This window comes from Corynebacterium kozikiae, from assembly GCF_024580965.1.
Taxonomy (GTDB): Bacteria; Actinomycetota; Actinomycetes; order Mycobacteriales; family Mycobacteriaceae; genus Corynebacterium; species Corynebacterium kozikiae.
This window is the reverse complement of record NZ_JANIKJ010000016.1, coordinates 1-22,234: the sequence shown is the minus strand read 5'-3', so window position 1 is coordinate 22,234 and position 22,234 is coordinate 1. Positions and strand designations below refer to the sequence as shown.

26 protein-coding genes are annotated in these 22,234 nt (G+C 60.6%); 12 read left to right on the top strand and 14 right to left on the bottom strand.

Annotated elements, in window-relative coordinates:
- Nucleotides 1–7: 7 nt before the first annotated feature.
- Both glp and NQ018_RS09125 read right to left on the bottom strand, forming a co-directional pair.
- The gene (glp, locus tag NQ018_RS09130) at nt 8–1,273 is read right to left on the bottom strand and encodes a molybdotransferase-like divisome protein Glp (RefSeq protein WP_257060510.1); all 1,266 of its coding nucleotides are present in this window, start codon (nt 1,271–1,273) and stop codon (nt 8–10) included.
- A gap of 115 nt (nt 1,274–1,388) precedes the next feature.
- Complete coding sequence (locus NQ018_RS09125; protein WP_257060508.1) at nt 1,389–2,297, bottom strand: UTP--glucose-1-phosphate uridylyltransferase; 909 nt, start codon at nt 2,295–2,297, stop codon at nt 1,389–1,391.
- Nucleotides 2,298–2,383: 86 nt separating this feature from the next.
- Between NQ018_RS09125 and NQ018_RS09120 the strand changes: the two genes are divergently transcribed.
- From NQ018_RS09120 to mscL, 3 genes are read left to right on the top strand one after another with little or no spacing between them, the layout of a single operon-like run.
- Complete coding sequence (locus NQ018_RS09120) at nt 2,384–2,950, top strand: 5-formyltetrahydrofolate cyclo-ligase (protein ID WP_257060507.1); 567 nt, start codon at nt 2,384–2,386, stop codon at nt 2,948–2,950.
- Between the two features lie 6 nt (nt 2,951–2,956).
- Nucleotides 2,957–3,595 carry an SAF domain-containing protein gene (locus tag NQ018_RS09115; RefSeq protein ID WP_257060506.1) on the top strand — a complete coding sequence of 213 codons (639 nt, stop codon included), beginning with the start codon at nt 2,957–2,959 and terminating at the stop codon, nt 3,593–3,595.
- 42 nt (nt 3,596–3,637) lie between these two features.
- On the top strand, nt 3,638–4,045 hold the full coding sequence (gene mscL / locus NQ018_RS09110; protein ID WP_257038351.1) for a large conductance mechanosensitive channel protein MscL: 408 nt from the start codon (nt 3,638–3,640) through the stop codon (nt 4,043–4,045).
- Nucleotides 4,046–4,110: 65 nt separating this feature from the next.
- On the opposite strand, the gene NQ018_RS09105 is transcribed toward mscL, so the two are convergent.
- The 8 genes from NQ018_RS09105 to NQ018_RS09070 all read right to left on the bottom strand — a co-directional run bounded on the left by NQ018_RS09105 (nt 4,111) and on the right by NQ018_RS09070 (nt 11,003).
- Nucleotides 4,111–4,299 (bottom strand): hypothetical protein, encoded by a 189-nt coding sequence (locus NQ018_RS09105; protein WP_257060505.1) that lies wholly within the window; start codon nt 4,297–4,299, stop codon nt 4,111–4,113.
- Nucleotides 4,296–4,865: a MogA/MoaB family molybdenum cofactor biosynthesis protein gene (locus NQ018_RS09100; RefSeq protein WP_257038349.1), complete on the bottom strand. Its 570-nt coding sequence runs from the start codon at nt 4,863–4,865 to the stop codon at nt 4,296–4,298. The genes NQ018_RS09105 and NQ018_RS09100 overlap by 4 nt, the downstream gene beginning before the upstream one ends.
- A 174-nt stretch (nt 4,866–5,039) precedes the next feature.
- Complete coding sequence (locus NQ018_RS09095; protein WP_257060502.1) at nt 5,040–6,506, bottom strand: S1C family serine protease; 1,467 nt, start codon at nt 6,504–6,506, stop codon at nt 5,040–5,042.
- Between the two features lie 155 nt (nt 6,507–6,661).
- Nucleotides 6,662–8,086 (bottom strand): HAMP domain-containing sensor histidine kinase, encoded by a 1,425-nt coding sequence (locus NQ018_RS09090; RefSeq protein ID WP_257060500.1) that lies wholly within the window; start codon nt 8,084–8,086, stop codon nt 6,662–6,664.
- A 71-nt stretch (nt 8,087–8,157) separates the two neighbouring features.
- A complete protein-coding gene (locus NQ018_RS09085; protein ID WP_257060497.1) occupies nt 8,158–8,850 on the bottom strand; it encodes a response regulator transcription factor in 693 nt (230 codons plus the stop codon).
- A gap of 175 nt (nt 8,851–9,025) precedes the next feature.
- Entirely contained in the window at nt 9,026–9,199 is a 174-nt protein-coding gene (rpmF, locus tag NQ018_RS09080) for a 50S ribosomal protein L32 (protein WP_013241515.1), read from the bottom strand.
- Between the two features lie 14 nt (nt 9,200–9,213).
- Nucleotides 9,214–9,480 (bottom strand): type B 50S ribosomal protein L31, encoded by a 267-nt coding sequence (locus tag NQ018_RS09075; RefSeq protein WP_257038345.1) that lies wholly within the window; start codon nt 9,478–9,480, stop codon nt 9,214–9,216.
- A gap of 281 nt (nt 9,481–9,761) precedes the next feature.
- Nucleotides 9,762–11,003: a DUF418 domain-containing protein gene (locus NQ018_RS09070; RefSeq protein WP_257060495.1), complete on the bottom strand. Its 1,242-nt coding sequence runs from the start codon at nt 11,001–11,003 to the stop codon at nt 9,762–9,764.
- A gap of 200 nt (nt 11,004–11,203) precedes the next feature.
- Here NQ018_RS09070 and NQ018_RS09065 point away from each other — a divergent pair, with 200 nt between their 5' ends.
- The 8 genes from NQ018_RS09065 (at nt 11,204) to NQ018_RS09030 (ending at nt 16,297) form a co-directional block, all read left to right on the top strand.
- Nucleotides 11,204–12,271: a sensor histidine kinase gene (locus NQ018_RS09065; protein WP_257060490.1), complete on the top strand. Its 1,068-nt coding sequence runs from the start codon at nt 11,204–11,206 to the stop codon at nt 12,269–12,271.
- 12 nt (nt 12,272–12,283) lie between these two features.
- Nucleotides 12,284–12,952, top strand: coding sequence for a response regulator transcription factor (locus NQ018_RS09060; protein ID WP_257060489.1), 669 nt, complete (start codon nt 12,284–12,286; stop codon nt 12,950–12,952).
- Between the two features lie 310 nt (nt 12,953–13,262).
- Nucleotides 13,263–13,499: a 50S ribosomal protein L28 gene (gene rpmB / locus NQ018_RS09055; RefSeq protein ID WP_257038341.1), complete on the top strand. Its 237-nt coding sequence runs from the start codon at nt 13,263–13,265 to the stop codon at nt 13,497–13,499.
- Between the two features lie 3 nt (nt 13,500–13,502).
- Nucleotides 13,503–13,667 carry a 50S ribosomal protein L33 gene (gene rpmG, locus NQ018_RS09050; protein ID WP_006063179.1) on the top strand — a complete coding sequence of 55 codons (165 nt, stop codon included), beginning with the start codon at nt 13,503–13,505 and terminating at the stop codon, nt 13,665–13,667.
- A 3-nt stretch (nt 13,668–13,670) separates the two neighbouring features.
- Nucleotides 13,671–13,976: a 30S ribosomal protein S14 gene (gene rpsN / locus NQ018_RS09045; protein ID WP_257038340.1), complete on the top strand. Its 306-nt coding sequence runs from the start codon at nt 13,671–13,673 to the stop codon at nt 13,974–13,976.
- Nucleotides 13,977–13,988: 12 nt separating this feature from the next.
- Nucleotides 13,989–14,237 carry a 30S ribosomal protein S18 gene (rpsR, locus tag NQ018_RS09040; RefSeq protein WP_257038339.1) on the top strand — a complete coding sequence of 83 codons (249 nt, stop codon included), beginning with the start codon at nt 13,989–13,991 and terminating at the stop codon, nt 14,235–14,237.
- A 421-nt stretch (nt 14,238–14,658) separates the two neighbouring features.
- Entirely contained in the window at nt 14,659–15,531 is an 873-nt protein-coding gene (locus NQ018_RS09035; protein WP_257060488.1) for a putative nucleotidyltransferase substrate binding domain-containing protein, read from the top strand.
- 94 nt (nt 15,532–15,625) lie between these two features.
- On the top strand, nt 15,626–16,297 hold the full coding sequence (locus tag NQ018_RS09030) for a TetR/AcrR family transcriptional regulator (protein WP_257060487.1): 672 nt from the start codon (nt 15,626–15,628) through the stop codon (nt 16,295–16,297).
- Here NQ018_RS09030 and NQ018_RS09025 read toward each other — a convergent pair.
- From NQ018_RS09025 to NQ018_RS09010, 4 genes are all read right to left on the bottom strand, one after another.
- Complete coding sequence (locus NQ018_RS09025; protein ID WP_257060486.1) at nt 16,278–17,108, bottom strand: HpcH/HpaI aldolase/citrate lyase family protein; 831 nt, start codon at nt 17,106–17,108, stop codon at nt 16,278–16,280. The genes NQ018_RS09030 and NQ018_RS09025 overlap by 20 nt on opposite strands.
- A 103-nt stretch (nt 17,109–17,211) precedes the next feature.
- Entirely contained in the window at nt 17,212–18,798 is a 1,587-nt protein-coding gene (gene purH, locus NQ018_RS09020; protein ID WP_257060485.1) for a bifunctional phosphoribosylaminoimidazolecarboxamide formyltransferase/IMP cyclohydrolase, read from the bottom strand.
- Nucleotides 18,795–19,400: a phosphoribosylglycinamide formyltransferase gene (purN, locus tag NQ018_RS09015; RefSeq protein WP_257060530.1), complete on the bottom strand. Its 606-nt coding sequence runs from the start codon at nt 19,398–19,400 to the stop codon at nt 18,795–18,797. Before purN ends, purH begins: the two co-directional genes overlap by 4 nt.
- Before the next feature lie 141 nt (nt 19,401–19,541).
- Nucleotides 19,542–21,233, bottom strand: coding sequence for a cell division protein PerM (locus NQ018_RS09010; protein WP_257060484.1), 1,692 nt, complete (start codon nt 21,231–21,233; stop codon nt 19,542–19,544).
- Between the two features lie 195 nt (nt 21,234–21,428).
- Between NQ018_RS09010 and NQ018_RS09005 the strand changes: the two genes are divergently transcribed.
- Nucleotides 21,429–22,148 carry a M23 family metallopeptidase gene (locus tag NQ018_RS09005; protein WP_257060483.1) on the top strand — a complete coding sequence of 240 codons (720 nt, stop codon included), beginning with the start codon at nt 21,429–21,431 and terminating at the stop codon, nt 22,146–22,148.
- Nucleotides 22,149–22,234: the final 86 nt, after the last annotated feature.

Below are 22,234 nucleotides of genomic sequence, written 5' to 3'. Positions count from 1 at the left end.
TCACCAGCTACTGCTGCTGGGACAGGAACATCACGTCCACGATGTCACCTGGGCGAACCTCAGCGGCGGACTCTGGAATGCGAATCATGGCGTTTGCCTCTGAAAGCCCAGCCAGCAGGTGTGCCGGGGCGCCATTGGCCCCACCGAGTGCCTCCACCAGGTAGTCCTGCGTTTGAGCGTCACGCATCAACCGAGCGCGCACAAATCCTCGGCGATCCACACGCGAATCCACCCGGTTAAGCGCACGCGCGCGCACGGTGCGGCGATGCGGGCTGCGCTTGCCCAGGCACATCCGCACCATCGGGCGGATGAACACCTCAAAGATCACCAGGGCAGACACCGGGTTGCTGGGCAGCAAGAACACTGGGATCTGCTGCTCACCCAGCAGGCCAAAGCCCTGCACAGATCCGGGGTGCATGGCCACGCGGGTGGTGTCGATCTGCCCCAGGTCTGCCAGCACCCTGCGGATTTCCTCCGACCCCGAGCCACCCACGGCACCGGAGATCACAATGATCTCACTGCGCAGCATCTGAGATTCCACAATCTCGCGCAACCTGCGCGGCTCCCCTGCTGCGATGCCCACCCGGTGCACGTCGGCACCCGCATCCCTGCCGGCTGCGGCGAGCGCATAAGAATTGACGTCCAAGATTTGCCCGAGGCCGGGATCGCGATCGATGTCCACCAGCTCGTGCCCCACCGAGATCACGGACATACGCGGACGCGGATACACCAGCACTTTGGAACGCCCGACAGCCGCGAGCAGACCGATGTGCGCAGGGCCGAGGATTGCGCCGCTGCTTACGGCGACGTCGCCGGGGCGAATGTCGTCGCCCTGTCGGCGCACAAATTCACCGCTGCGCACGGGGCGAGTCACGGTCATGCGTTTGCGGCCGCGGTCAGTCCATTCGAGCGGAACCACCGCATCGGCCAATGTGGGGATCGGTGCGCCAGTATGCACCCGAACCGCTTGCTTCGGCTGCAGGCGCAGGGGGCGCTGAGAACCTGCGGAAACCTCGCCAACCACTGGGAGAGAGGCCTCCATCTGTGCGATAGGTTCATCCTGGGGCTGTCCGAGCCCACGTTCCCCACCAATATCAACTGCGCGCACGGCGTAGCCATCAATCACTGCCTGGTCGAACCCAGGTAGGGGGCGTGTGGCCTGCACTTCCTCAGCGCACATCAGGCCGAGAGCTTCTGCGATAGCAATGCGAACTGGCTCAGGGGCAATCGCCGCCTGAGTGACCAGTGCGAGTTGTTGCTCAACCGAGCGCACCTGAAGCCTCCAATCTTGGTGTTGGGATCTCCTGTGGAGCGTAGCAGGGGTGATGTGGAAACAGCCGCTCTTCTTCAGCCGTCACCACCCTCACCGCAAATGGCTTCCGGCGTCTCTACGCGCCGTGCTCTTCCAGAATCGCGCGCAGAACTTTTTTCAGATGTGGCCCATACACGGGGTCCGCCAATCCAAAGTCCACCACGGCCGGAATGTAGCCGCCGGGATTGCCCAGGTCATGGCGCTTGCCCTCATGAACCACGATGTGCACGGGGTGACCTTGCTCGATGAGCAGGGAGATCGCGTCAGTGAGCTGCAGTTCCCCACCGGCACCCGGGGTGATCTGGCGCAGCGCATCAAAGATGGCGCGGTCCAGCAGGTAGCGTCCGGTGGCCACAAACGTTGATGGAGCGTCCTCCACGCTGGGCTTTTCCACCATCCCGCGCACCTTTTTCACATGGTGTGGGCCTTGGTATTCCGCTTCTTCAATGTCAAACACGCCGTAGTTGTACGTCTCATCCTCCGGCACGTCGAAGGCACAGAGCACGGATCCACCCAGCTCATTGCGCACTTCCAGCATCTTTTCTAGGACGCCGGTGGGCAGCACCAGGTCGTCGGGAAGCATTACTGCTACAACGTCTTCATCCTCATCCAGCACTGCCTCCGCGAGGCCCACTGCGTGCCCCAAACCGAGGGGCTTTTCCTGCTCCACGGCTACGGGGGAAATCAACGACCCCGCCCGGCGAACCTTGCGCAACTGCTCCTCCTTCCCTCGGCTGGCAAGGGTTTCCTCCAGCTCAGGGCAGGGCTTGAAGTGTTCCAACACTTCCTGTTTGTTCGGCGCGGTGATGATTGCCAGACGGGTTGCACCAAGAGCAGCCGCCTCCTGGGCAATCAGCTCAATGCCTGGGGTATCCACCACGGGGAGCAACTCCTTGGGCACGGTTTTTGTGGCGGGAAGGAACCTGGTGCCCAGGCCCGCCGCGGGAACAATCACCGTTTTCACCGCGCGAAGAAAGTCAGTCATACTCCCCACCCTACCGCCGCACAGTGCTGGAAAATTGCAGCGCCACTGGTTTTTAGGCACACAAATCTTCACTAGCATTGTGAGCCATGCACTCCAAAGCAGCGATGCGTCAGATTCTGCGAAGCAGCAGGCAGGCACTCGGCAAGCAGGAAAGAGAGCGTGCCGACGCCGCCATCTGCACCCACCTCACAGCACTCTTGGCGCGGCAAGGCGCCACACAGATCGCGGCGTACGTCCCCGAAGACGGCGAACCTGGCGGTGAGCTCCTGCTCCCCACGCTGGGCAAACTCGCCACCGTATGGCTGCCGGTCATTCAAGACCACTCCCTGCTGCATTGGGGCACCTACGCCGGCCCGCAGAGCCTCAAGCTAGGCCGCTTTGGCATCCCGGCTCCCGAAGCGCAGCGAGACAGCAGCGTGCTACATGAGCTCGACCTCATCGTGGTGCCCGCAATGGGTGCGCGTCCCGACGGCACCCGCATCGGCCGCGGAGCCGGTTTCTACGACCGAGCACTCGAAGGTGTGAGCACCCCAACCGTAGTGCTGCTCTACCCAGAGGAAGTGCGCGGAGACATCCCCGCGCAGCCGCACGACGCCGCAGCAGATTTTGTACTCACCCCCGATGGAACCGTTGGGGGCACGGGCGCAGTCTAAACACATATGCGCCTTGACCAACTCTCTTCCCTCCTCCACCCTGGGTATCGCCGCAGCCTGTATCTTCGCCGCGGGCTGGCCGCCATCTTGGTGATCGCCGCCTTGCTCAGCGCGCTGCTGGGCAGCCACGAACCCCGTTCCCAGGTGGTGCAATACACCCAGGAGATCTCCCCTGGGCGGGTAATCCCGGAAGAAGCCGTGGCCGTGATCTCCGTGCCTTCCGCTTGGGCGCCGGAATCAGCGGCTACTTCCACAGAGCAGGTAGCGGGATTGATTTCGGTGACTCACCGTCAACCGGGGATGTTCGCGGCCCCGCAAGATGTCATGGACCCCAGCCTTACCACCAGAAACGTGGGCAACACCACATTTGCCCCTGAAACCAATATCGTCCCACTCAAATTGGCAGATCCACAGCTTGCCAGCATGTTGCAACACGGCGATACAGTAGATGTAATTAGCCACAATTCTGAGGTTATTGCCGCAGGTGGAGTGGTACTTTATGCCTCCAGCGAGCAACAGGGGTTGGCGCTTATTGCACTTGAAACCCATGCTGCACACACGGTGGCCTCGGCGGCCTTGGAGCGGCCCTTGGCTGTGGTGATCAGTGGCGCCCGTGCACAACAGCACCACAGTCCTATAAGGTGATCACCCGAACCAACCCCCGCTTTTTAAAGAAAAGGTTATTCAATGCTGAAGGGTTTCAAAGACTTCATCCTCCGCGGCAACGTTGTTGAGCTTGCCGTAGCCGTTGTGATCGGCTCCGCGTTCACCGCAATCGTGACCGCTTTCTCCGATTACATCATCAACCCGATGATCGCCTCCATCGGCGGTGCCGACGTTTCCGGCCTGGGCTTCCACATCATCTCCAGCAACCCAGCCACCTTTGTGGACTTCGGTGCTGTGATCACCGCTGCAATCAACTTCCTCATTGTTGCTGCAGTTGTGTACTTCATCCTGGTTGCCCCGATGAACAAGCTCAACGAGATGCAGGCTGCCCGCAAGGGTGTTCAGGAGGAGCCAGAGGCTCCTGCTTCCATCGAGGCAGAGCTGCTCACCGAGATCCGCGACCTTCTCAAGCAGAACAAGCTGCAGTAATCTGCACGCAGTCAATCTGCTGCAAACGCGTCATCGCCGTACCTTTCGGGGTACGGCGATTGTTGTTATTCCCCATAGTGAGGCGGGCGCTGTGCCTGGTAAAACTCCAGGTCATTGCTTTCTTCTGAGCCCTCCACCTCTACTTCAGGCGCGGCTGTTGCTTCAGTTGCGGCCGGCCAGGTGGGGTCTGTATCCCAAGAGCGGTCATAGGGGACGTCGGAAAGCCGCTTGACCCTCCTGCGCTGTTTGCTCACGCCTGTACCTCGGCCCTGCGCAATTGGTCGATGAGGTGGTGGACGAGCGGGGTGAGGGTGGCCATGCCGTCGCGGATCGCAGCGCGGGAATCCGCAAGGTTGATGATCACGGTGGAACCTGAAATGCCGGAGATGCCGCGGGAGGTGCCGGCGTCCACGGCACCGCAGGCCAGGCCGGATGCGCGGATCGCTTGGGCAACGCCGGGGACGTCTTGATCCAACACATCCCGGGTGGCCTCTGGGGTTTTGTCGCGCGGGCCCACACCGGTGCCGCCCACGGTGAGCACCAGGTCCACGCCGCCCACCACAGCCGTTTCAATTGCCTGGCGGATCTTCGAGCGCGACTTATGCACCGCCAGCACCCCATCCACCACAAACCCGCCTTCGGTGAGCAGCTCAGTGCACAGCCGGTCCGTATCTTCGCCGGAGCCAATGGTGTGGTCACTAATCAACACCACCAGCGCGCGGCGCGGCGGTGGAGCTGCACCCTCGGCTTCTGAGGCCAGGAAGAATGCCTCGTCTGGCTCGATGGAATCTTCAAGTGCGCCGATGAAAGGGTGGCTCATTACGCGGTACCTGTTCTATGCGTTGGGGGGTATGTGCTTGGTTGGTGCTCGCCGGTACAGGCGCAGCTTCTTGCAGTCTAAGCTGTGGGCCTGTACCGCGGGCGAGTTCTTAGGGGGAAATCCTTCTGCGGTGAATTTTATGGCGCCTTATTGAGCACCATTTGCCATACGGCCCTATTCGCCGGTGAGCGTGACCTGGACCTCGCGGGAGTTTCCTCCATTTGCATCCTCCACAACGAGCGTGACCGTTTGACCAAATTCACTGCTGCGCACAGCGGCAATCAGCGCATCCGTGGAGTCAATGCTGCGGTCATTGATCCTGGTCACCACGTCACCGGCTTGCAGGCCGGCGGCCTCGCTTGGACCGCCGGGGGTGACCTCACTGATCATCGCGCCACGCACGTTGGAGTTCGGGTTAAGCTGCACCCCGAGCATTGGGTGGGTCACCTGCCCAGTTGCAATCAGTTGGTCAGCCACGCGACGGGCAAAGTTCGCCGGGATTGCAAAACCGAGGCCAATGGAACCGGAGGAATCCGAACCGGAGCTCAACGAGGCAATCACCGAGTTCATTCCCACAAGGTTGCCGTTCATATCCACCAGCGGGCCACCAGAGTTGCCGGGGTTAATTGCGGCATCGGTTTGGATCGCGTCAATGAGCGTGGACTCACCGGTATTGGAGCCACCGGCGCGCACGGGGCGGTTCATCGCGGACACGATACCGGAGGTCACCGTTGCGGAAAGCCCAAGCGGAGAACCAATTGCCACCACTTCCTGCCCCACCTGCAGGCTGCTGGAATCGCCAAAACTCATCACCGGGAGATCTGCAACATCGCGGATCTTGATCACCGCAACGTCCGTGTTGCCATCTCCCGCTACAAAATCAGCGAGCAGTTCCCGGCCATCGTTGAGGGTAACCACTACCTGGGACGCCCCCTCAGCGGCTGCGGACACAACGTGATTATTGGTGAGCACGTAGCCGTCGCTGGAGATGATGGAACCGGAACCCTCACTTACGCCCGTTCGGGTGGACACCTGAATGCTCACCACGGAAGGCAACACCGCTGCGGCCACCTGCTCCACTGACCCGGCCGCTGCTACGGTTGCCCCCTCATTGGACACCGGCGTGCGGAGTTGCTCCAACACCGCAGAGGTGGAGGTCACCTCCTGGTTCCGGCTGGCGTACACCCCGGTGAGCGTGCCCGAGCCGATTGCCGCCACCAACGCAAGCGCAATCGCTCCGGTCAGCGGCACAGTGCGGCTCTTCTTCGGCGCCGCCGGTTGCTGCGCGGCATTCAACTCCTCACTGGGTCCCAACAGCGTCACCGTGGAATGCTCCTGCTGCGAACCCACACCCTCACTCGCGCCCGTCACCGAACCCGGAACCGGAACCGGACCCGGCACCGCGCCTTCCCATTGCTGTTCCGACGCCCCCGCCGCCGCAGCAGACTGCGTTTCAGGGGCGAATGGGGTGGAAGGGGTGGAAGGGTGAGCGTATGGGTTGCGCACCTGCTGGAAGTCCGCCGTGGATGCATGTTGCGGGCTCTCAGGCTGCGCTGGGATCTGCTCAGTGTGCGGGTCGGCAGGGTTGGAAGGGGTGGAAGGGTTGGAAGGGGTGGAAGAATTATTGTTTTCGCTGTTCATGGCGGTAAGTGTGCTCCATCCAACTGGCGGTTTAATCCAGAACTTCTGCTATTTGTCTGTGAAAATCTGCGTGAAACAGTGTGAAACGGTGTGAATGCCGCTGACATCCCCAACCTCAAGCCGCGGACCTAGCTTGGGCCGCGGTCGGTGATGCGTTAGACCTGCTCCCCCAAGGATTCCTGGGTGTGTTCGGCGCTGGGGGCGTCGGAAAAACCAGGCAAGGTCATGACCATCTTCGTGCCGCCGTCGTTGGACTCTTTGGCAACGATGCTGCCGCCGTGGCGAACCATGACTTGGCGAACGATCGCCAACCCCAGCCCGGAACCGGGCATTGCGCGGGCTTCCACCGAGCGGTAGAAGCGTTCAAAGATGCGCTCGCGGTCTGCCTCGGGCACGCCTGGGCCGGAGTCGGAAACGGAAATGGTGACGGTGTTGCGCCCTGTTTGCTCCATCTCCACGCGCACGGTACCTTGCTGCGGGGACCATTTTGCGGCGTTATCCAGCACGTTCACGAAGGCGCGGTTGAGGGAGGCGTAGTCACCCACCACGCACCAGGGGATCACCGAGATGTCGAAGGTCACGTCCGTTCGGCGGCGCTGCACACGTTCTAGGGCGTGTTCCACCACCTCTTCCAAGTTCACCTCAGCCTCAAGTGTTTCAGTCTTATCCAGGGACTGTTCGCGGGCCAGATCCACCAGGTCACCGATCAACGTGGAAAGCTCTTCCATTTGCGCGATCACGTCCGCCTCGAGTGCTTCGCGGTCTGCAATGGAAAGGTGCGGGCTGTCAGACTTATACATCATCATGAGCAGCTCGATATTGGTGCGCATGGAAGTGAGCGGGGTTTTCAGCTCATGGCCGGCGTCAGCCACCAGCTCTGCTTGCCGCGCCCGAGAAGATTCCAGTGCCGCCAGCATCTCATTGAAACTGGAGGTGAGCTGCGCGATTTCGTCCTGTCCCTCCACGGGGATGGGGGTGAGCTCGTCTGTCTCCGTGACTCGACGCACTGCATTTCGCAGGTGAACCACCGGGCGCAATCCAGTATTGGCCACAAAGATGCCGGCAACAATGGCCAAAAGGATGCCGGCAACACTCACACCCAGCAGCACAAAACCGAGGTTGTTGGTAATGCTGTTGATAGAAGAGCTTTGCCGCGCCACAATCACCGTGGTGCCGGTGTTTGGATCTTCTTTGGTGAGCACCCGCATACCCTCTACGGAATCGGCGGTGTAGCCCTGCTCATTTACGCTGGCGTTTTCCGCCACGGCGATGGTATCCCCTATCGCATACGGCCACTTTTGGTTGGTCACGGCGATTTTGTAATTGGGGTTGAACCGGCGGAACTCTTGGAGTTCCTCTTGGACGGCTTCGGGCGCAACGCTCGAATTTTCCAGGCGTGAAAGGGTGGCCTCTGCTTTAGCGTTGAGGTCCAGATCCATTGAGTTACGCAGCGTACTGTTTACGGACCAGTACGCCACGATCGTCATGAGGCCCACCGCGATTGCTACCAATGAGGCGGTGAGCATGGCGATGCGCCATTTCAGGGAGCGCGATGATGCGTGATCCACAAAAGAACCCATGCCGCCTTTATGGTCTTTGCCGTGGGCTGGGCGCCGCGAGGACCTCCGCAACATCAACGCGACTTAACTCCCTACTGGTTATGTTCCTTCAACACATAGCCAACACCGCGAACGGTGTGGATGAGGCGAGGCTCACCATTGGCTTCAGTTTTCTTCCGTAGGTAACCAATATACACCTCAAGCGCGTTGCCGGAGGTTGGGAAGTCATACCCCCACACCTCCTCCAAAATGGTGGTCCGGGAAAGCACACGCTTTGGGTTTGCCATCAGCAACTGCATCAGTGCGAACTCCGTGCGGGTGAGGCTAATCACACGGCCGCCGCGGGAAACTTCACGCGTTTCCGCATCCAGCTTCAAGTCAGCAAAGCTGTACTTGCTGGAGTCACCGGCACCGACGGCGTCCGCCGCCGCACGGCGCAGGAGTGAACGCACGCGCGCAAGGAGCTCTTCCAAGGCGAATGGCTTGAGAAGGTAGTCGTCGGCACCTGCATCGAGGCCCGCAACACGATCAGCTACACCGTCTCGAGCGGTGAGCATGAGGATTGGGCGCTCGTCACCGTTTGACCTCAGGGAACGGCAAACTTCAAGGCCATCCATGTTTGGCATCATGCCGTCAAGGATCACAAGGCCTGGTTGTTCCCGCTCAATGACTTCGAGGGCAACCACGCCGTCCTCTGCGGTAGTCACATCGAAGCCATTGAATGCCAGGGATCGGCGTAGGGAGTCCCGGACAGCTTGGTCATCATCTACGACAACAATTTTCATTGGCTGTTTGCCTACTTTCCTTGAAAAATACGGTCACCAACTGACTGCATCGCTACTGCAAAGTTACTGTAATTTTGCCAGAAAGTGGACACAGGGGGCCGTGGATAGAAAAAACCGGCAAGGGAATGCGTTTTCCGCCCCTTACCGGCCCATTCTGCTGAAAATGGAACTCAGCTTAGAATTGCTCAACCTCAACCAGGCCAAGCTGAGCAGCCTTCACCAGGCGGCGTGGGATGCGTACGGTCTGGCCGTCGATCTTCACCTCTTGGAGTGCTACGTTATCAGCCTTCCACTGGGAACGGCGAGAGTGGGTGTTTGCGCGAGACATGCGGCGCTTTGGAACTGCCATGAGTTGTTCCCTCCTTAGTTCTTCTTCTTGCGGCGGGCCATGGCGCCGAAGCGGCGCTCGAACTTCTCCACACGGCCGGCGGTGTCCATGACACGCTGTGCGCCGGTCCAGAATGGGTGAGATTCGCTGGTCACGTCAACCACGATCAATGGGTACTCGTTGCCATCTTCCCACTCAACGGTGCGGTCAGAAGTGGCGGTGGAGCGAGTCAGGAACTGGTAGCCAGTACCTGCATCGCGGAACACAACCGGGTGGTAATCCGGGTGGATGTCCTTCTTCATATGTATTCGTTTCCCTCAGGATTGAGACTTCGGGTCGGTTCCCAGCGCTTTTGCCAGAATACTCACTCAAGCAAGCAGTGTTGGCGTCTGGGATCGTGCCCGAGTTGGGTGCGAAATGATCTTCTTACATCTGCCTAGCAGCTCTCTTGTGCGCAGGTGAGCAGGGTTTTCTGCACGCTCACGCCCTCCAGGCCACAGACAACTTTGCCAATCTTACAGGGTTTTCCACCATTTGGGAAATCCTCAAAACCCCTCACTATCACCCAATTTGCACAGCCACTTTACTTCTTCTCACGCCTCAATTGGGCGCGCGCAGCTTTATCCATAAGCGCGTGGGACACCGTCTCCATCGGCCCGCGTGGAAAGCGGCGCAGCCACAGGGTGCTGCAACCGACCATCAGCGCGCAGCCCAGCACAAAGAAGCCCAAGACCCAATATGTGAAGTATTCACCCTCAATCAACCGCCCAACTCCGAACCAATTGAAAACCACGAGACCAAAGATGTTTTGGCCAACGTAGCAGCTCAGCGCCATCTTGCCCACGTTCGCAACGTGGGCACCAATGAGGCCCACTTCCCTACTCTCGTTGCCGCCAGAGATGCCCTGCCCCGTGGAGCCCTGGGCGCGTCGGCAATACCAAGCCGCAATCAGAGAGAGGATACCCAGCGCCACCAGCGAGGAGCTCCCGTAGCGGGCGAGCGCGGAGAACGCCGAGGGGCAGAACAGGCGCAGGGAGAGATCGAGTGGAATACCTGCGCCGAGGCCCAGCGCCATCATCTGCGTGCGCAGCTTCGCCCCGTGAGGCTCAAACAGGCCGGCGCGGTAGAGGCGGGAACCAACAATGAACATGCCGAGGCCCATGAGGAACATGATCGGCACCTCAAAACGCCACATGCCAAAGTTAATGATTCGCTCCTGGATTTGCGCAAAGTAGCTGGTGGGATATGGCGATGCTTCGGTTGCCAGTCCCGCTTGCGCTTCGGCGGCGGAAAGGGAGCTCCACACCAGGAAGGAAAGGAAGCTCACGTGGACCACAAGGCCCGCCCACATCCACCGCTTCACATGCTTTGAAGCGAGCAGCGGCGCGACAGCGAGTGCGGTGAGGGCGTATCCCATTAGGACGTCAAAAGCGAATACGAAGATGTAGTTCAGTGTGCCTTCCAGCATGAGGATCCAGGCGCGGGGGCGGTAGCTGCGTGGCCAGGGCCTTCCGCGGCGTAAGGCGGACTGGTACTGAATTTCTAGGCCGATACCAAACATCAAGGTGAGCAGGCCGAGAAACTTGCCGTCGGTAATGACACCCATCAGCGACTCAATCTTCTCACCCACGCTCTGCTGGCCGAGCTGCTCCCACAGAGCAGGGCCACTGACTAGGCCGCCGAGGTCAATGCCATTGAAAGGGCGGGCAAACAGCCACACGTTGGCGGCAAACGTACCGAGGATCGCAACGCCACGGGCAACGTCCAGCGCTTGGATACGGTGGGCGGCCTTTGCGGGCGTAGCTTGAGTTTGCAATGTGTTCATGGTTTTCCACGCTATGAACGCTGCGCCGTGGAGACATCGTCCCACGGTCACCACTTTGACCCCGAAGTCATGACCCAAGTCATGGGTCTGCGGGTGCGCACCCTTTTAGGCTTGAAGCTATGAGTGTGCAGACTCCCACAGACGCGTCACAGATCCCCAAGGCATCCAGGAGCTCCAGGGCAGCCAGAGGTTTCGCCTCAATGGAATCAGCATTTCTGGATTACGGGTTCACCACGGCAGCGGCATTGGCGGCGAGTGCAATTTACAGCCAGCAAGGAGGCCGCGAGGCAACATACCTTTTGCTGGCCTTCGCCTGTGCATCGTGGATCTGGTGGCGCACCGCCCCAGGCAAACTCTCCGTACTGTTGTTCACCCTATGCACGCTCGCATTGTGGGTGACCAGCGACAACTTACTGGCCCTCTTCCCCTTCTGGCTCGCGGTCATTGCACTCATGCTGGAAGACCTCTACAAAGTGGCCATCACCTCCTGCGTATTAGTGGGCTGCTACGCCGCGACGATGATCCTTGGCACATCCCTCACCTGGGTCCAAGAATTACTCAACATGGCCTCGATCACCCTGTTTCTGCTGGCAGGATTGCACCTCGGCGGGCTCGTCCTCCGCGCCCGCGAAGCCAACGCACAGTTGCGCCAGGAGCTCACTCAGGCACGCGAACTCACGCTTGCCGACGAACGCGCGCGCATCTCCGCGGCGCTGCACGACGGCTTGGGGCACCACCTGACCAGCATTGGGCTACATATCGACGTCGCCCAGCGCACCTTCCCCACAAGCCCCGAGCGCGCGGAAGCTCAGCTCAAAATCGCGCGTGCTACCTGCACCCAAGCTTTGCAGGAGATGCGCTCCACCGTGCGAGCACTCCATCCGATTGCCCTCCAGGAAGGCTCGTTGTCCGATGCGTTGCAGGCGGTGAGCGATACATTCAAGGGAACGGGCCTAGAGGTGGTCACGAACATTCAGATTGGCGCCCTCTCCCGCGAGGTTGAGCTCCTCCTGCTCAGGATCACCCAAGAGGCCCTCACGAACACCGCCCGGCACTCTGGAGCAACCAAGGCCCTCCTGAGCATTCACGAGGCGCATGGGCAGGTTTACTTCCGACTCGAAGACAATGGCATAGCTACCTCTGAGGGCTCTGTAATCACCGAAGGCTTTGGGCTGAAAACTCTGCGGGAGAGGATTGAGGCTCAGGGAGGCACATTACGCCTGACGGCAAGCGAGCAGGGCGCTGTGCTCGAAGCCAATCTGAAATAAAGGAATGCTGCTATGCCAAAGATTCTGCTGATTGACGACCACCGCGTCATCCTGGACGGCCTCAAACTTCTCCTGGAAACCTTTGAAGGCTTTGAGATCGTGGCCACCAGCACCGATGGCCGCCGCGCCAATGCACTGGTGCGCAAATGGGAGCCCGATGTAGTGGTGACCGACGCCGCCATGCCCGAATTCAGCGGCCTTGACGTGGTGCATGATCTGGGCAAACACTATCCACAGCTCCCAATATTGGTGCTCACCACGTTTGACGATGCCTCCCTAGTCCACAGTCTCATGAAAGCCGGGGCGGCGGGCTACATCCTCAAAGACGTGTCCCCGGAACAACTTGCCGAGGCGATCACCCAGGTAGCCCAAGGCGGTGTGGTGCTGGACCCCCGCGTGGCCCGCTTCGCGTACACCAATCCAGCCGCGGCGCAGCAATCCCAAGAACTGGCCATTCTCACCCGCGCCGAACGCACCGTTGCCGAACTCGTTGCCCAAGGGGCAAACAACGCAGAGATCGCAAGCACGCTGCACCTCGCGGAAGGCACCGTGAAAAATCACGTATCGTCCTTGCTGCGAAAGCTTCAGGCGCGCGACCGCACCGTGTTGGCCCTCCACCTCGCGCGGGCACTCAACCCACAGGACCCGGTTCCCGGTACCGATGCGGCGCCCCGCTACTGAATGGGACCTTGCTTCCGCGCAGGTGCCCTGAGTGGTGGTGGCGCTGGCGGCGTCGGAACGCCTCTCTTTTCACTGCAGTCACACGGGCTACGGCGAAGATTGTGGACGCGGCGGGGATTAGGAAAATTCACCTCAAGCATGTAAGCTTTTCCCTTGCTGTTGTCACAATGTACGTTTATCGCCCCTTCGGCTCGTGTTTGGCAGCTCGCTTCTCCCGGTAGTACGCCTGTGAAAAGGCGTTTTGCATTTTGCGCCGCGGATAGGCAAGCGCCCGCAGGTTTTGGAGTGGGCGGCTAGGAGAAAGAAACCTATGTCGGCTATTTGCCAGGTTACGGGACGCAAGCCGAGCTTCGGCAAGCAAGTCTCACACTCGCACCGACGCACCTCCCGCCGTTGGAACCCCAACGTGCAGCGTCGTAAGTTCTACCTGCCCTCTGAGGGCCGTACCATCACCTTGAACGTTTCCACCAAGGGCCTGAAGATCATTGACCGCGATGGCATTGAGTCCGTGGTTGCAAAGATCCGAGCACGTGGGGAGAAGATCTAAAAGATGGCACGCAATGACATTCGTCCGATCATCAAGCTGAAGTCTACGGCTGGCACCGGTTACACCTACGTCACCCGTAAGAACAAGCGCAACAACCCTGATCGCATCACCTTGAAGAAGTACGATCCGGTAGTCCGCAAGCACGTCGAATTCCGCGAGGAGCGTTAATTCATGGCTAAGAAGTCTAAGATCGCCAAGAACGAGCAGCGCAAGGAAATCGTCGCCCGCTACGCGGAGCGCCGTAACGAGCTCAAGGCAATCATCAAGAACCCAAACACCTCTGATGAGGACCGTCTGGACGCACAGTTTGAGCTGAACCGTCAGCCACGCGACGCATCCCCAGTTCGCGTCCGCAACCGCGACTCCCGCGACGGCCGCCCACGCGGCTTCCTGCGGAAGTTCGGTGTTTCCCGTGTCCGCCTGCGCGAGATGGCTCACCGCGGTGAGCTTCCTGGCGTTCGTAAGTCCAGCTGGTAATCGGAGGTTCCAATGAAGCGCAACAACATCAAGAAGGCGCGGATCGAGCAATCCCGCCGCCCAAAGAAGAACCCTCTCAAGGCTAAGGGCATCGAGAAGGTGGACTACAAGGACATCGAGACCCTTCGTCTGTTCATCTCCGATCGCCAGAAGATCCGTTCCCGCCGCGTCACCGGCCTGACCCCGCAGCAGCAGCGTCAGGTAGCAACCGCAGTGAAGAACGCCCGCGAGATGGCTCTCCTGCCGTTCACCACCCGCTAAGCGCCAGCTCGTTACAGCTACGCATTAGAAGGGGCGACGACAGCTCAAGTCAAACAACGCTCCGCCACATGAAGTGGCGGGGCGTTTTTGCGTTTTGGGGTTGGAGTTGGGGCACTTGGAGGGGTGGGGCCTGTTGTGTTGGTCGATAGGAAGCGTTGGTCGATATCCCAAAGTCGATATCACGCCAATTTCCCCGAAATCCGCCGCCCTTTCGACCAACGCAACGGCCTATCGACTTTTGCCTATCGACCAACGCAAAAACGGCCCAAAACCCAACGCCAAAACGGCCCAAAACCCAACCCAAAAACCAACCCCAATGCAAAGCCCGGCGCACAGATCACAGAACGAAGAGCTACCCAAAAAAGGCAACAACCCCCACGCGGTTGGAAGTTCAGTTGTTGCCTGATCTATCCTTGAAAGCATGCACAATTCGCTGGTAGAGCTCGCACAACAAGCCCCTCTGTGTTCTGATCCTGCGATGGTTCGGGGAATTCTTGCAGAGTCGCAAGACCTTGCGCGCAATGCCATTGACCACAACGAAAGCCCTCATGAGCTCGTGGCGTGGTACTCCCAGCTTGTCACGGACGTGCTGCACTCCGAGGGCGTTCGCAGCCTCACCAACGGCGCAGACATTGTGCTCACCGGCCCAGTTGGCCGCGGTGACGCACTCCCCTCTTCCCCCATTAAGTGGCTCACCGTAGGCGATTCCGGCACCAGCAGCGCACCACTCACGGCTCTCCTCCAGGACATTGGCCTCAACACCGAGGAGACCCCGTTTGGCGCTCAGGCGCTCACCAGGCAGCAGTGGGAGGAACGGATCATGGAGGCTGATGGTGCCGGGTTGGCAATTTTTGCCGACGCCGGAACCTGGTTCCTCCGCGCCGTCTTGGACCGCGGCGACCACGCCGCACTGCTCAATGAGGCGCGCCGCTACGAGCTCCCAGCGGTCCAAACCAAAGATGGGCTGCCCATCCAGGATGTTCCGGTGAACATTCGGCAGGACTTGCTCTACCCCATCATTGCTATTGCCCGTTGGGCGTCGGTGGCAGCCGGCTCAGAGGCCACCTCCACGCCCGAGCGCGTGGAAGCCGCAACCAAGGCTGGGGTGCTCAACGAGGCGCAAGCCTCGGATCTTTTGCAAGCCTGGGACGCAGGACTGCAGTTGCAGTTCCGCCGCTTTGCGGACCGCGTACACACCAGCTACACCACCGCCGCATACCTGCTACCCATCCAGCGCAGCACCTTTGGTGCGGCAGCGCGGATGGTATCAGGCGTGATGCGTTCGCTTGGGTAGCGCCTGCACTTGTATAGTTATTAGTTCGATGATTGTTTTGGCCACCACCCCTTTGGGGTAACGCTTGGCCAATCCACCAGGAGAAAGGGAGTTCATGGCTGGAGGAGCAGTCGGGCGTCCCCGTAAGAACAGCCCACGCCGCCGCGGCAGCACCGCGCGTGAGGAGATTCTCGACGCATCCGCGGAGCTATTCACCAAGCAGGGCTTTGCCACCACGTCCACGCACCAAATTGCAGATGCGGTGGGCATCCGCCAGGCGTCTCTGTACTACCATTTCCCCTCCAAGACGGAAATTTTCCTCACACTGTTGAGCTCCACCATGGAGCCTTCCACCCAGCTCGCGGATCTCTTCGGCGAAAGCTCAGACTCCCCTGAGCTGCGCCTTTGGGCACTCACTGCCTCCGAGGCGCGCCTGTTGCTGTCCACCCGGTGGAACGTCGGCAGGCTGTACCAGCTCCCCACTGCCGCAAGCGAGGAGTTCGCCACCTACCATGAGCAGCGCGCGAACCTGCGCCAGATCTTCAAAGACATCGCCACAGAAATCGTCGGCGCTGATGATCCACGCGCTGACCTGCCGTTCCACATCGCACTCAGTGTGGTGGAAATGCGCCCCAATGACGGCGTAGCCCCATTCCCCCTCAAAGAGGACTCCCTGCCGACGCTCGCGATTATGCTCGCCGACGCCGCCCTCGCCGTACTCGGCGCCGCCCTGCCAGAAGACAGGGTGGCACGCACGATAGAGCTAATTAACTCTCTGGAGAAATAGCCGCGGCCCGATCCAGCACCCGCTGGGCTTGGGTGATCAGAGGGGCGTCGATCATCTCACCATCGAGCTTGAACGCACCGGGGTGCTTGGTGGCTTCCTCGGCTACCCGCTGCGCCCATTCGAGTTGCGCGGCATCCGGGGCATATGCCTTGCGCACAGTATCCACCTGGGCGGGGTGGATGCAGGCGGATGCTACAAAACCGCTGCGGCAGGCGTCGATGCATTCGATGTGCATGCCCTCCGGGTCGCGGAAGTCCGCATACACTGCGTCAATGGCAAATTTGCCGGCGGCAGCGACGTGGATGAGCATCATCGAGCGCACCAAGCTCATTGTTGCGCGATATGGGCCCGGGCTGGGTTCGTCGGGAAGCCTGCGTGAGTGCGTACCGCCGAGCCCAACGGTGAGGTCTTCCGCACCCCAGAACAGCCCCACGACGCTAGGGTGTTGTGCGATGCGCTCCATGGCCACCACGGCTTGCGGGGTTTCGATCATGGCGATGACCTCAAGTCCATCGAGCTCCGCCGGCACCTCGGAGTAGATTTTTGGCACCATGACCTGGGTGTATTCGGTGGTGCGCACGAAGGCAACGTCTTGGGCGAAGTTGGGGTCGGTGGGGCCGACAGTGCGCACGATAGTGCGTTTAGGGTCGAGGCCGCTGTTGCGGATGTTGGCGTAGGCGGCTTCGCGGTCTATGTCGCCGGCACCGTCCTCGAGGTCGAGGATCACCATGTCCGCCTTCTGCGCGGCCTTTGGGATGATTTCTGGGCGACCCGCGGGCGCAAACAAGATTGCTGGTCCGTAAATCTTCATGAGGCTAAATCTAGTCAAGGCAGCCGCTCGCGCGCACACATTTCGCCGCCAATGGAAAAGGGCCCCTGCCCGCCTGTGGGAAGGAGCCCTGCCGCTTATTCGCTTAGTGCGCGAAGTGCCGTGCACCGGTGAGGTACATGGTCACTCCTGCTGCGTTTGCAGCCTCGATCACTTCGGCGTCGCGGATGGAACCACCGGGCTGCACTACTGCGGTGACCCCGGCGTCGGCAAGCACCTGGAAACCGTCAGCGAAGGGGAAGAAGGCGTCCGACGCGGCCACGGCTCCCTTGGCTCGCTGCTCCTCGCCGGCCAGGGTGTTGGCACGTTCCACGGCGAGTTTTGCGGCGTCCACACGGTTGACCTGACCCATGCCCACGCCCACGGTTGCGCCGTTCTTGGTGAGCAGGATGGCGTTGGACTTCACGGCACGCACCGCGCGCCATGCGAATTCCAGCTCGGCGAGCTGCTCATCCGTGGCGGCTTCACCGGCAACGAGTTGCCAGTTTGCTGGGGAATCGCCCTCAGCGTTGATGAGGTCGCGCTCTTGGACCAACAAGCCACCAGAGATTTCACGGCGCTCGAGCACCTGCTGGGTCGGGGCGTCTGCCTGAAGCACGCGGATGTTCTTCTTCTGGGAGAGGATTTCCACCGCGCCATCTTCATAGCCTGGGGCGATGATGACCTCGGTGAAGATTTCCGCAACCTGCTGCGCCATCTCCACGGATACTTCCCTGTTGGAGGCAATCACGCCGCCAAATGCGGAGACGGGGTCGCAGGCGTGCGCGGTGCGGTGCGCCTCCGCGATCGAGGTGTCAGACACCGCGATGCCGCAGGGGTTTGCGTGCTTGATGATGGCAACGCAGGGGCGCTCGTGGTCCCATGCGGCGCGCCAGGCGGCGTCGGAATCGGTGTAGTTGTTGTAGCTCATCTCCTTGCCGTGGAGCTGCTGCGCCCCAGCCAGGCCGGTGCCATCGGAGTACAGTGCTGCTGCCTGGTGTGGGTTTTCGCCGTAGCGCAGCACGCCTGCACGGTTGTAGGAGCTGCCGATCCACTCTGGGAACTGGGCATCCTGCTTGGCGTTTTCGCTGGTCTGGGCGATTTGCTCACCCATCCAGGTGGCCACTGCAACGTCGTAAGCTGCGGTGTGGCGGTATGCGTCCACTGCCAGTGCTGTGCGCTGCGCGCGCGTGAAACCGCCTTCGCTGAGGGCCTTGGCGACGTCGTTGTAGCGCGCTGGGTCCACGACCACTGCCACGGAGGGGTGATTCTTCGCGGCGGCGCGGACCATGGATGGCCCGCCGATGTCGATTTGTTCCACGCAGGCGTCGAAGTCTGCACCGGAGGCGACGGTTGCCTCGAATGGGTACAGGTTTACCACCACGAGCTGGAAAGGTTCGATCTCGAGCTCCTCGAGCTGCGCCAGGTGATCATCTTTGCGGGTGTCCGCGAGGATGCCTGCGTGCACGCGTGGGTGCAGGGTTTTGACGCGGCCTTCAAGGCACTCGGGGAAGCCGGTGAGGTTTTCCACGGGAATGACGTTGATGCCGAGCTCAGCAATCTTTGCTGCAGTGGATCCAGTGGACACGATCTCCACGCCGGCCTGATCCAGCGCGCGGGCCAAATCTTCCAAACCGGACTTGTCATAGACGCTAATCAGGGCGCGCTTGATTGCTTTGCGGTCTTCACTCATTGGTGATTGAAACCTCTCCTTGTGTTGTCCGCCCCCATGACCACGGTGGCGGTTGTGTTGTCCGCCCCCATGACCACGGTGGCGGTGTTGAGAACTTCTACGATGAGCTTGCGCTCAACCTTTTTGATGCGTTCGTGCAGCTCTGCTTCGGAATCCCCGGGCAGGACGCGGACGGGTTCCTGGGCGATGATCTCTCCGGTATCCACGCCTGCGTCCACAAAATGCACTGTGCTGCCGGTGACTTTCACCCCGTAGGCAAGGGCATCCCTGACACCATGGGCGCCGGGAAAGCTAGGGAGTAGCGCCGGGTGGGTGTTGATAATGCGCCCACCGAACACATCGAGGAAGGGGGCACCCAGGATACGCATGAAGCCCGCGGAAACTACGAGGTCTGGGGTGTATCCAGCCACGGCTTCGGCGAGCTTTTTGTTCCAGATAGTGCGGTCTTGTTCCGCGGCGAATTCCACGATTTGGGTGGGTACGCCTGCGCGGGTTGCCCGCTCGTTGGCGGGGCAGGCGACGTCCGTCACAACCGCCTGCACTTGGTATGCACCTTGATTGTCCAGGATTGCTTGGAGCAGCGTCCCCGACCCAGAGGCCATCACAACAACCCGCAACTGAGTTTTGGTTCCTTCCACTCGCTCCATGTTATGCGCTCGTGCCTTATGAGAAAACTCCCCCAGCCAACAACTTGCACAGCCATTTTCACATGAGCAACAGAAGATTACTCCTTATATATAAGGTCACTTTTCTTTCGGGGAATCTTCGGAGGCATCTTCGGGTTCCTCCTCAGCCTCTTCCAGGAGCCTGCCGACGTCCCCAGCATCCTGCCCTTCCGCAGACTCCACGGGGAAAGTAGGCGGCTCAGGGGTTTCTGGAACTTCTTCGAACCCGGCTTCTTCTGCCTCGTCGGGGCCTTCGGGTTCTTCGGGTTCTTCGGCGCCGTCATTGCCCTCGGCTTCATCAGCGCCGTCAGCGTCTTCAGGATCCTCAAGCTCCTCAGCCTCCACGGGCTCCTCGGGTTCCTCTAGCTCATCAGCCTCCACGGCAGCAGTCTCCGCAGTAGTCTCCGCGCTGTCCTCAACCTCGGGTTCCACCGCTGCTTGCACCGCATCTTCCGCCGGCTCAACTACCGTGTCCTCTGCCGCCAGGCTTTCGTTTTCGCCACGGCGGCGGTCGCCACGGCCACGCTGTTGCAGCATCCGAACACCTGCAGCAGCGGCGAGCACGTAGCCAACCCACACAAACGCAAACAAAGGGGTCAGCCATAGATTTGGACCGAACTCGCCGTACACACCCAGATTGCCTCCGGCGGCGATGACGAGCAGCAACATAATCAATGCCGCAATACCGGCCTGCGTGAGGCTACCTAGGAATCCCCAGTGCTTGCCCACTTCACCCGCCACACCCGAGCCTCCGGCACGGTACACCCGCCACACCAAAACACCCAGCACAACCACCAGCAGCGCCGGTGCCCACGCCGCCGCCGAGCTAGGAATGCCCGCGAGGATCGGCAGCGGCGGCAGGTTCACCATGTTCACACCAAACAGGGAGACACCGCCGGCCCCCAGGTAGACCTCGGAACCAAACATAACCGCAAGCGCACCGACGGCCACGTTGGGCAGATACAGCACACTCAAACCCCAAGCACCGGCGGTTCCCCATTGCGTAAAGGTAGACGTGGACGCCTGTACCTGCTGCCAGTGCACAGCCAAACTCACGGCATACACCGCCAAGCTCACCGCAAGGAGCAGGCCAACGCTGATGGCTGCCGCCTTGGCAGCGTCGATAATCCACAGCGCAACCCCGAACTTCCGCGCCAGCGCCTTCCACAATCGCACTCCCATGCCCGCAATGAGCGCGGTGGCGTGAAGCAGCAGGGTCATGCCAATCGCGCGGCCGAGGTGTGGTTCGGTGAGGTCGTAGACCACGGAAGCGTCGAGAAGCATGCCCCACATGACCAACGTCACAATGAGTGGCACGCCCAGGGTCAGCACCGCCAGAACCGCAAGATCCGCCAGCGACACCCGCTCCTTCACCGCCCGGTAGATGCGGCGCGAAAATCCCCACACCATGAGAAGCGCAGGCAGCATCGGCAACACTCCGATTTGCTGGCCTCGGCCATGGACGTCGATGAGCTGGAAAACCATCCATGCTTCCGCAGTACCTGCCGCCAACGCCGCCATCGACGTAGCCGTAGACATCAGCGCAATCAGCGCAAAGGCAATGCTCAACAGCAGAATCAAGGCATTGTTCAGGAGCACCACCGGAGCAAAACGACGCAGCCGCGTGCGCAAGGTAGGCAAGGCCTCCACTGGTTGCGGCTCGGGGGTCTGGGGCTCCTGCTTACGGACGACGGCAACCGGACGCGACTTCCCCTCCGGGACCGCGCCGGCCGGGCGTGTGCGGGGTCGGCGAGTGCGTTGAGAACTCATGGGTTCAACTCTGCCACGAAGTGTTAGCCAACCGTGGTTCATCCTTGTGGTTTAGCCCGCCGGTTCTGTGGGGTTTTGGAACAAACTAAAGTTATTTTTCGATTCGCTTGCTCAAATCGTTACAAACCATTACTGTTGGCTCCGGTAGATAACAACTTGGTTACGGAATGTAACAAAACGGGAAGTAGGCCTTCAATGAAGCAGTCGCGGCGCGTAGCCGGTGGAAAGCACCGCAAGCAGTCCACCTCTCAGATCAAAAGCAGCGTTGCTTTTGTTGCCGTTGCAACCGGAGCCGTGTCCACCGCCGGCGCAACCGGCGTAGCACTCGCACACACCGCGAACACCAACACCTCCGAGATCGCACTGGCAAACGATCAAGTTGCACCGATCACCCCAGAGGCAGCCCCACAGATTCTGCCAATCAACGAGTTCAAGCCATTCGCTGGCATCAACGAGCAGCTCGCGAAGGCCCAGGAGCTGGCAACTCAGCTCACCGAGGCTGACCAAAAGGCACGCACCGTCAAGGTGAGTGTGGCACGCCCTGCCGAAGGCGCATTTACCTCCGGCTACGGCCCACGTTGGGGCGCGTTCCACTCCGGCATTGACATTGCAAACGCCGTCGGCACTCCAATTTACGCGGCAATGGCAGGCGAGGTCATCGACTCCGGCCCAGCCTCAGGCTACGGCAACTGGATCCGCATCCGCCACGACGACGGCACCATCACCGTCTACGGCCACATGGAAACCCTCGCCGTCAGCGTTGGTGAGCGCGTTGAGGCTGGCCAGAACATCGCAGGCATGGGCAACCGTGGCTTCTCCACCGGCTCCCACCTCCACTTCCAGGTGCACCCCGGCGGCCAAGGCGCAGTGGACCCAGTCTCATGGTTCGCAGAGCGCGGCATTGTTATCTCCTAACTAGCGTTTGAGCTTTGACTTCCCATCCCAGCTCCTTTTTTGGAGCTGGGTTTTTTGTTGGGCGGGTTGGTGTGGGGGTTTGGGGG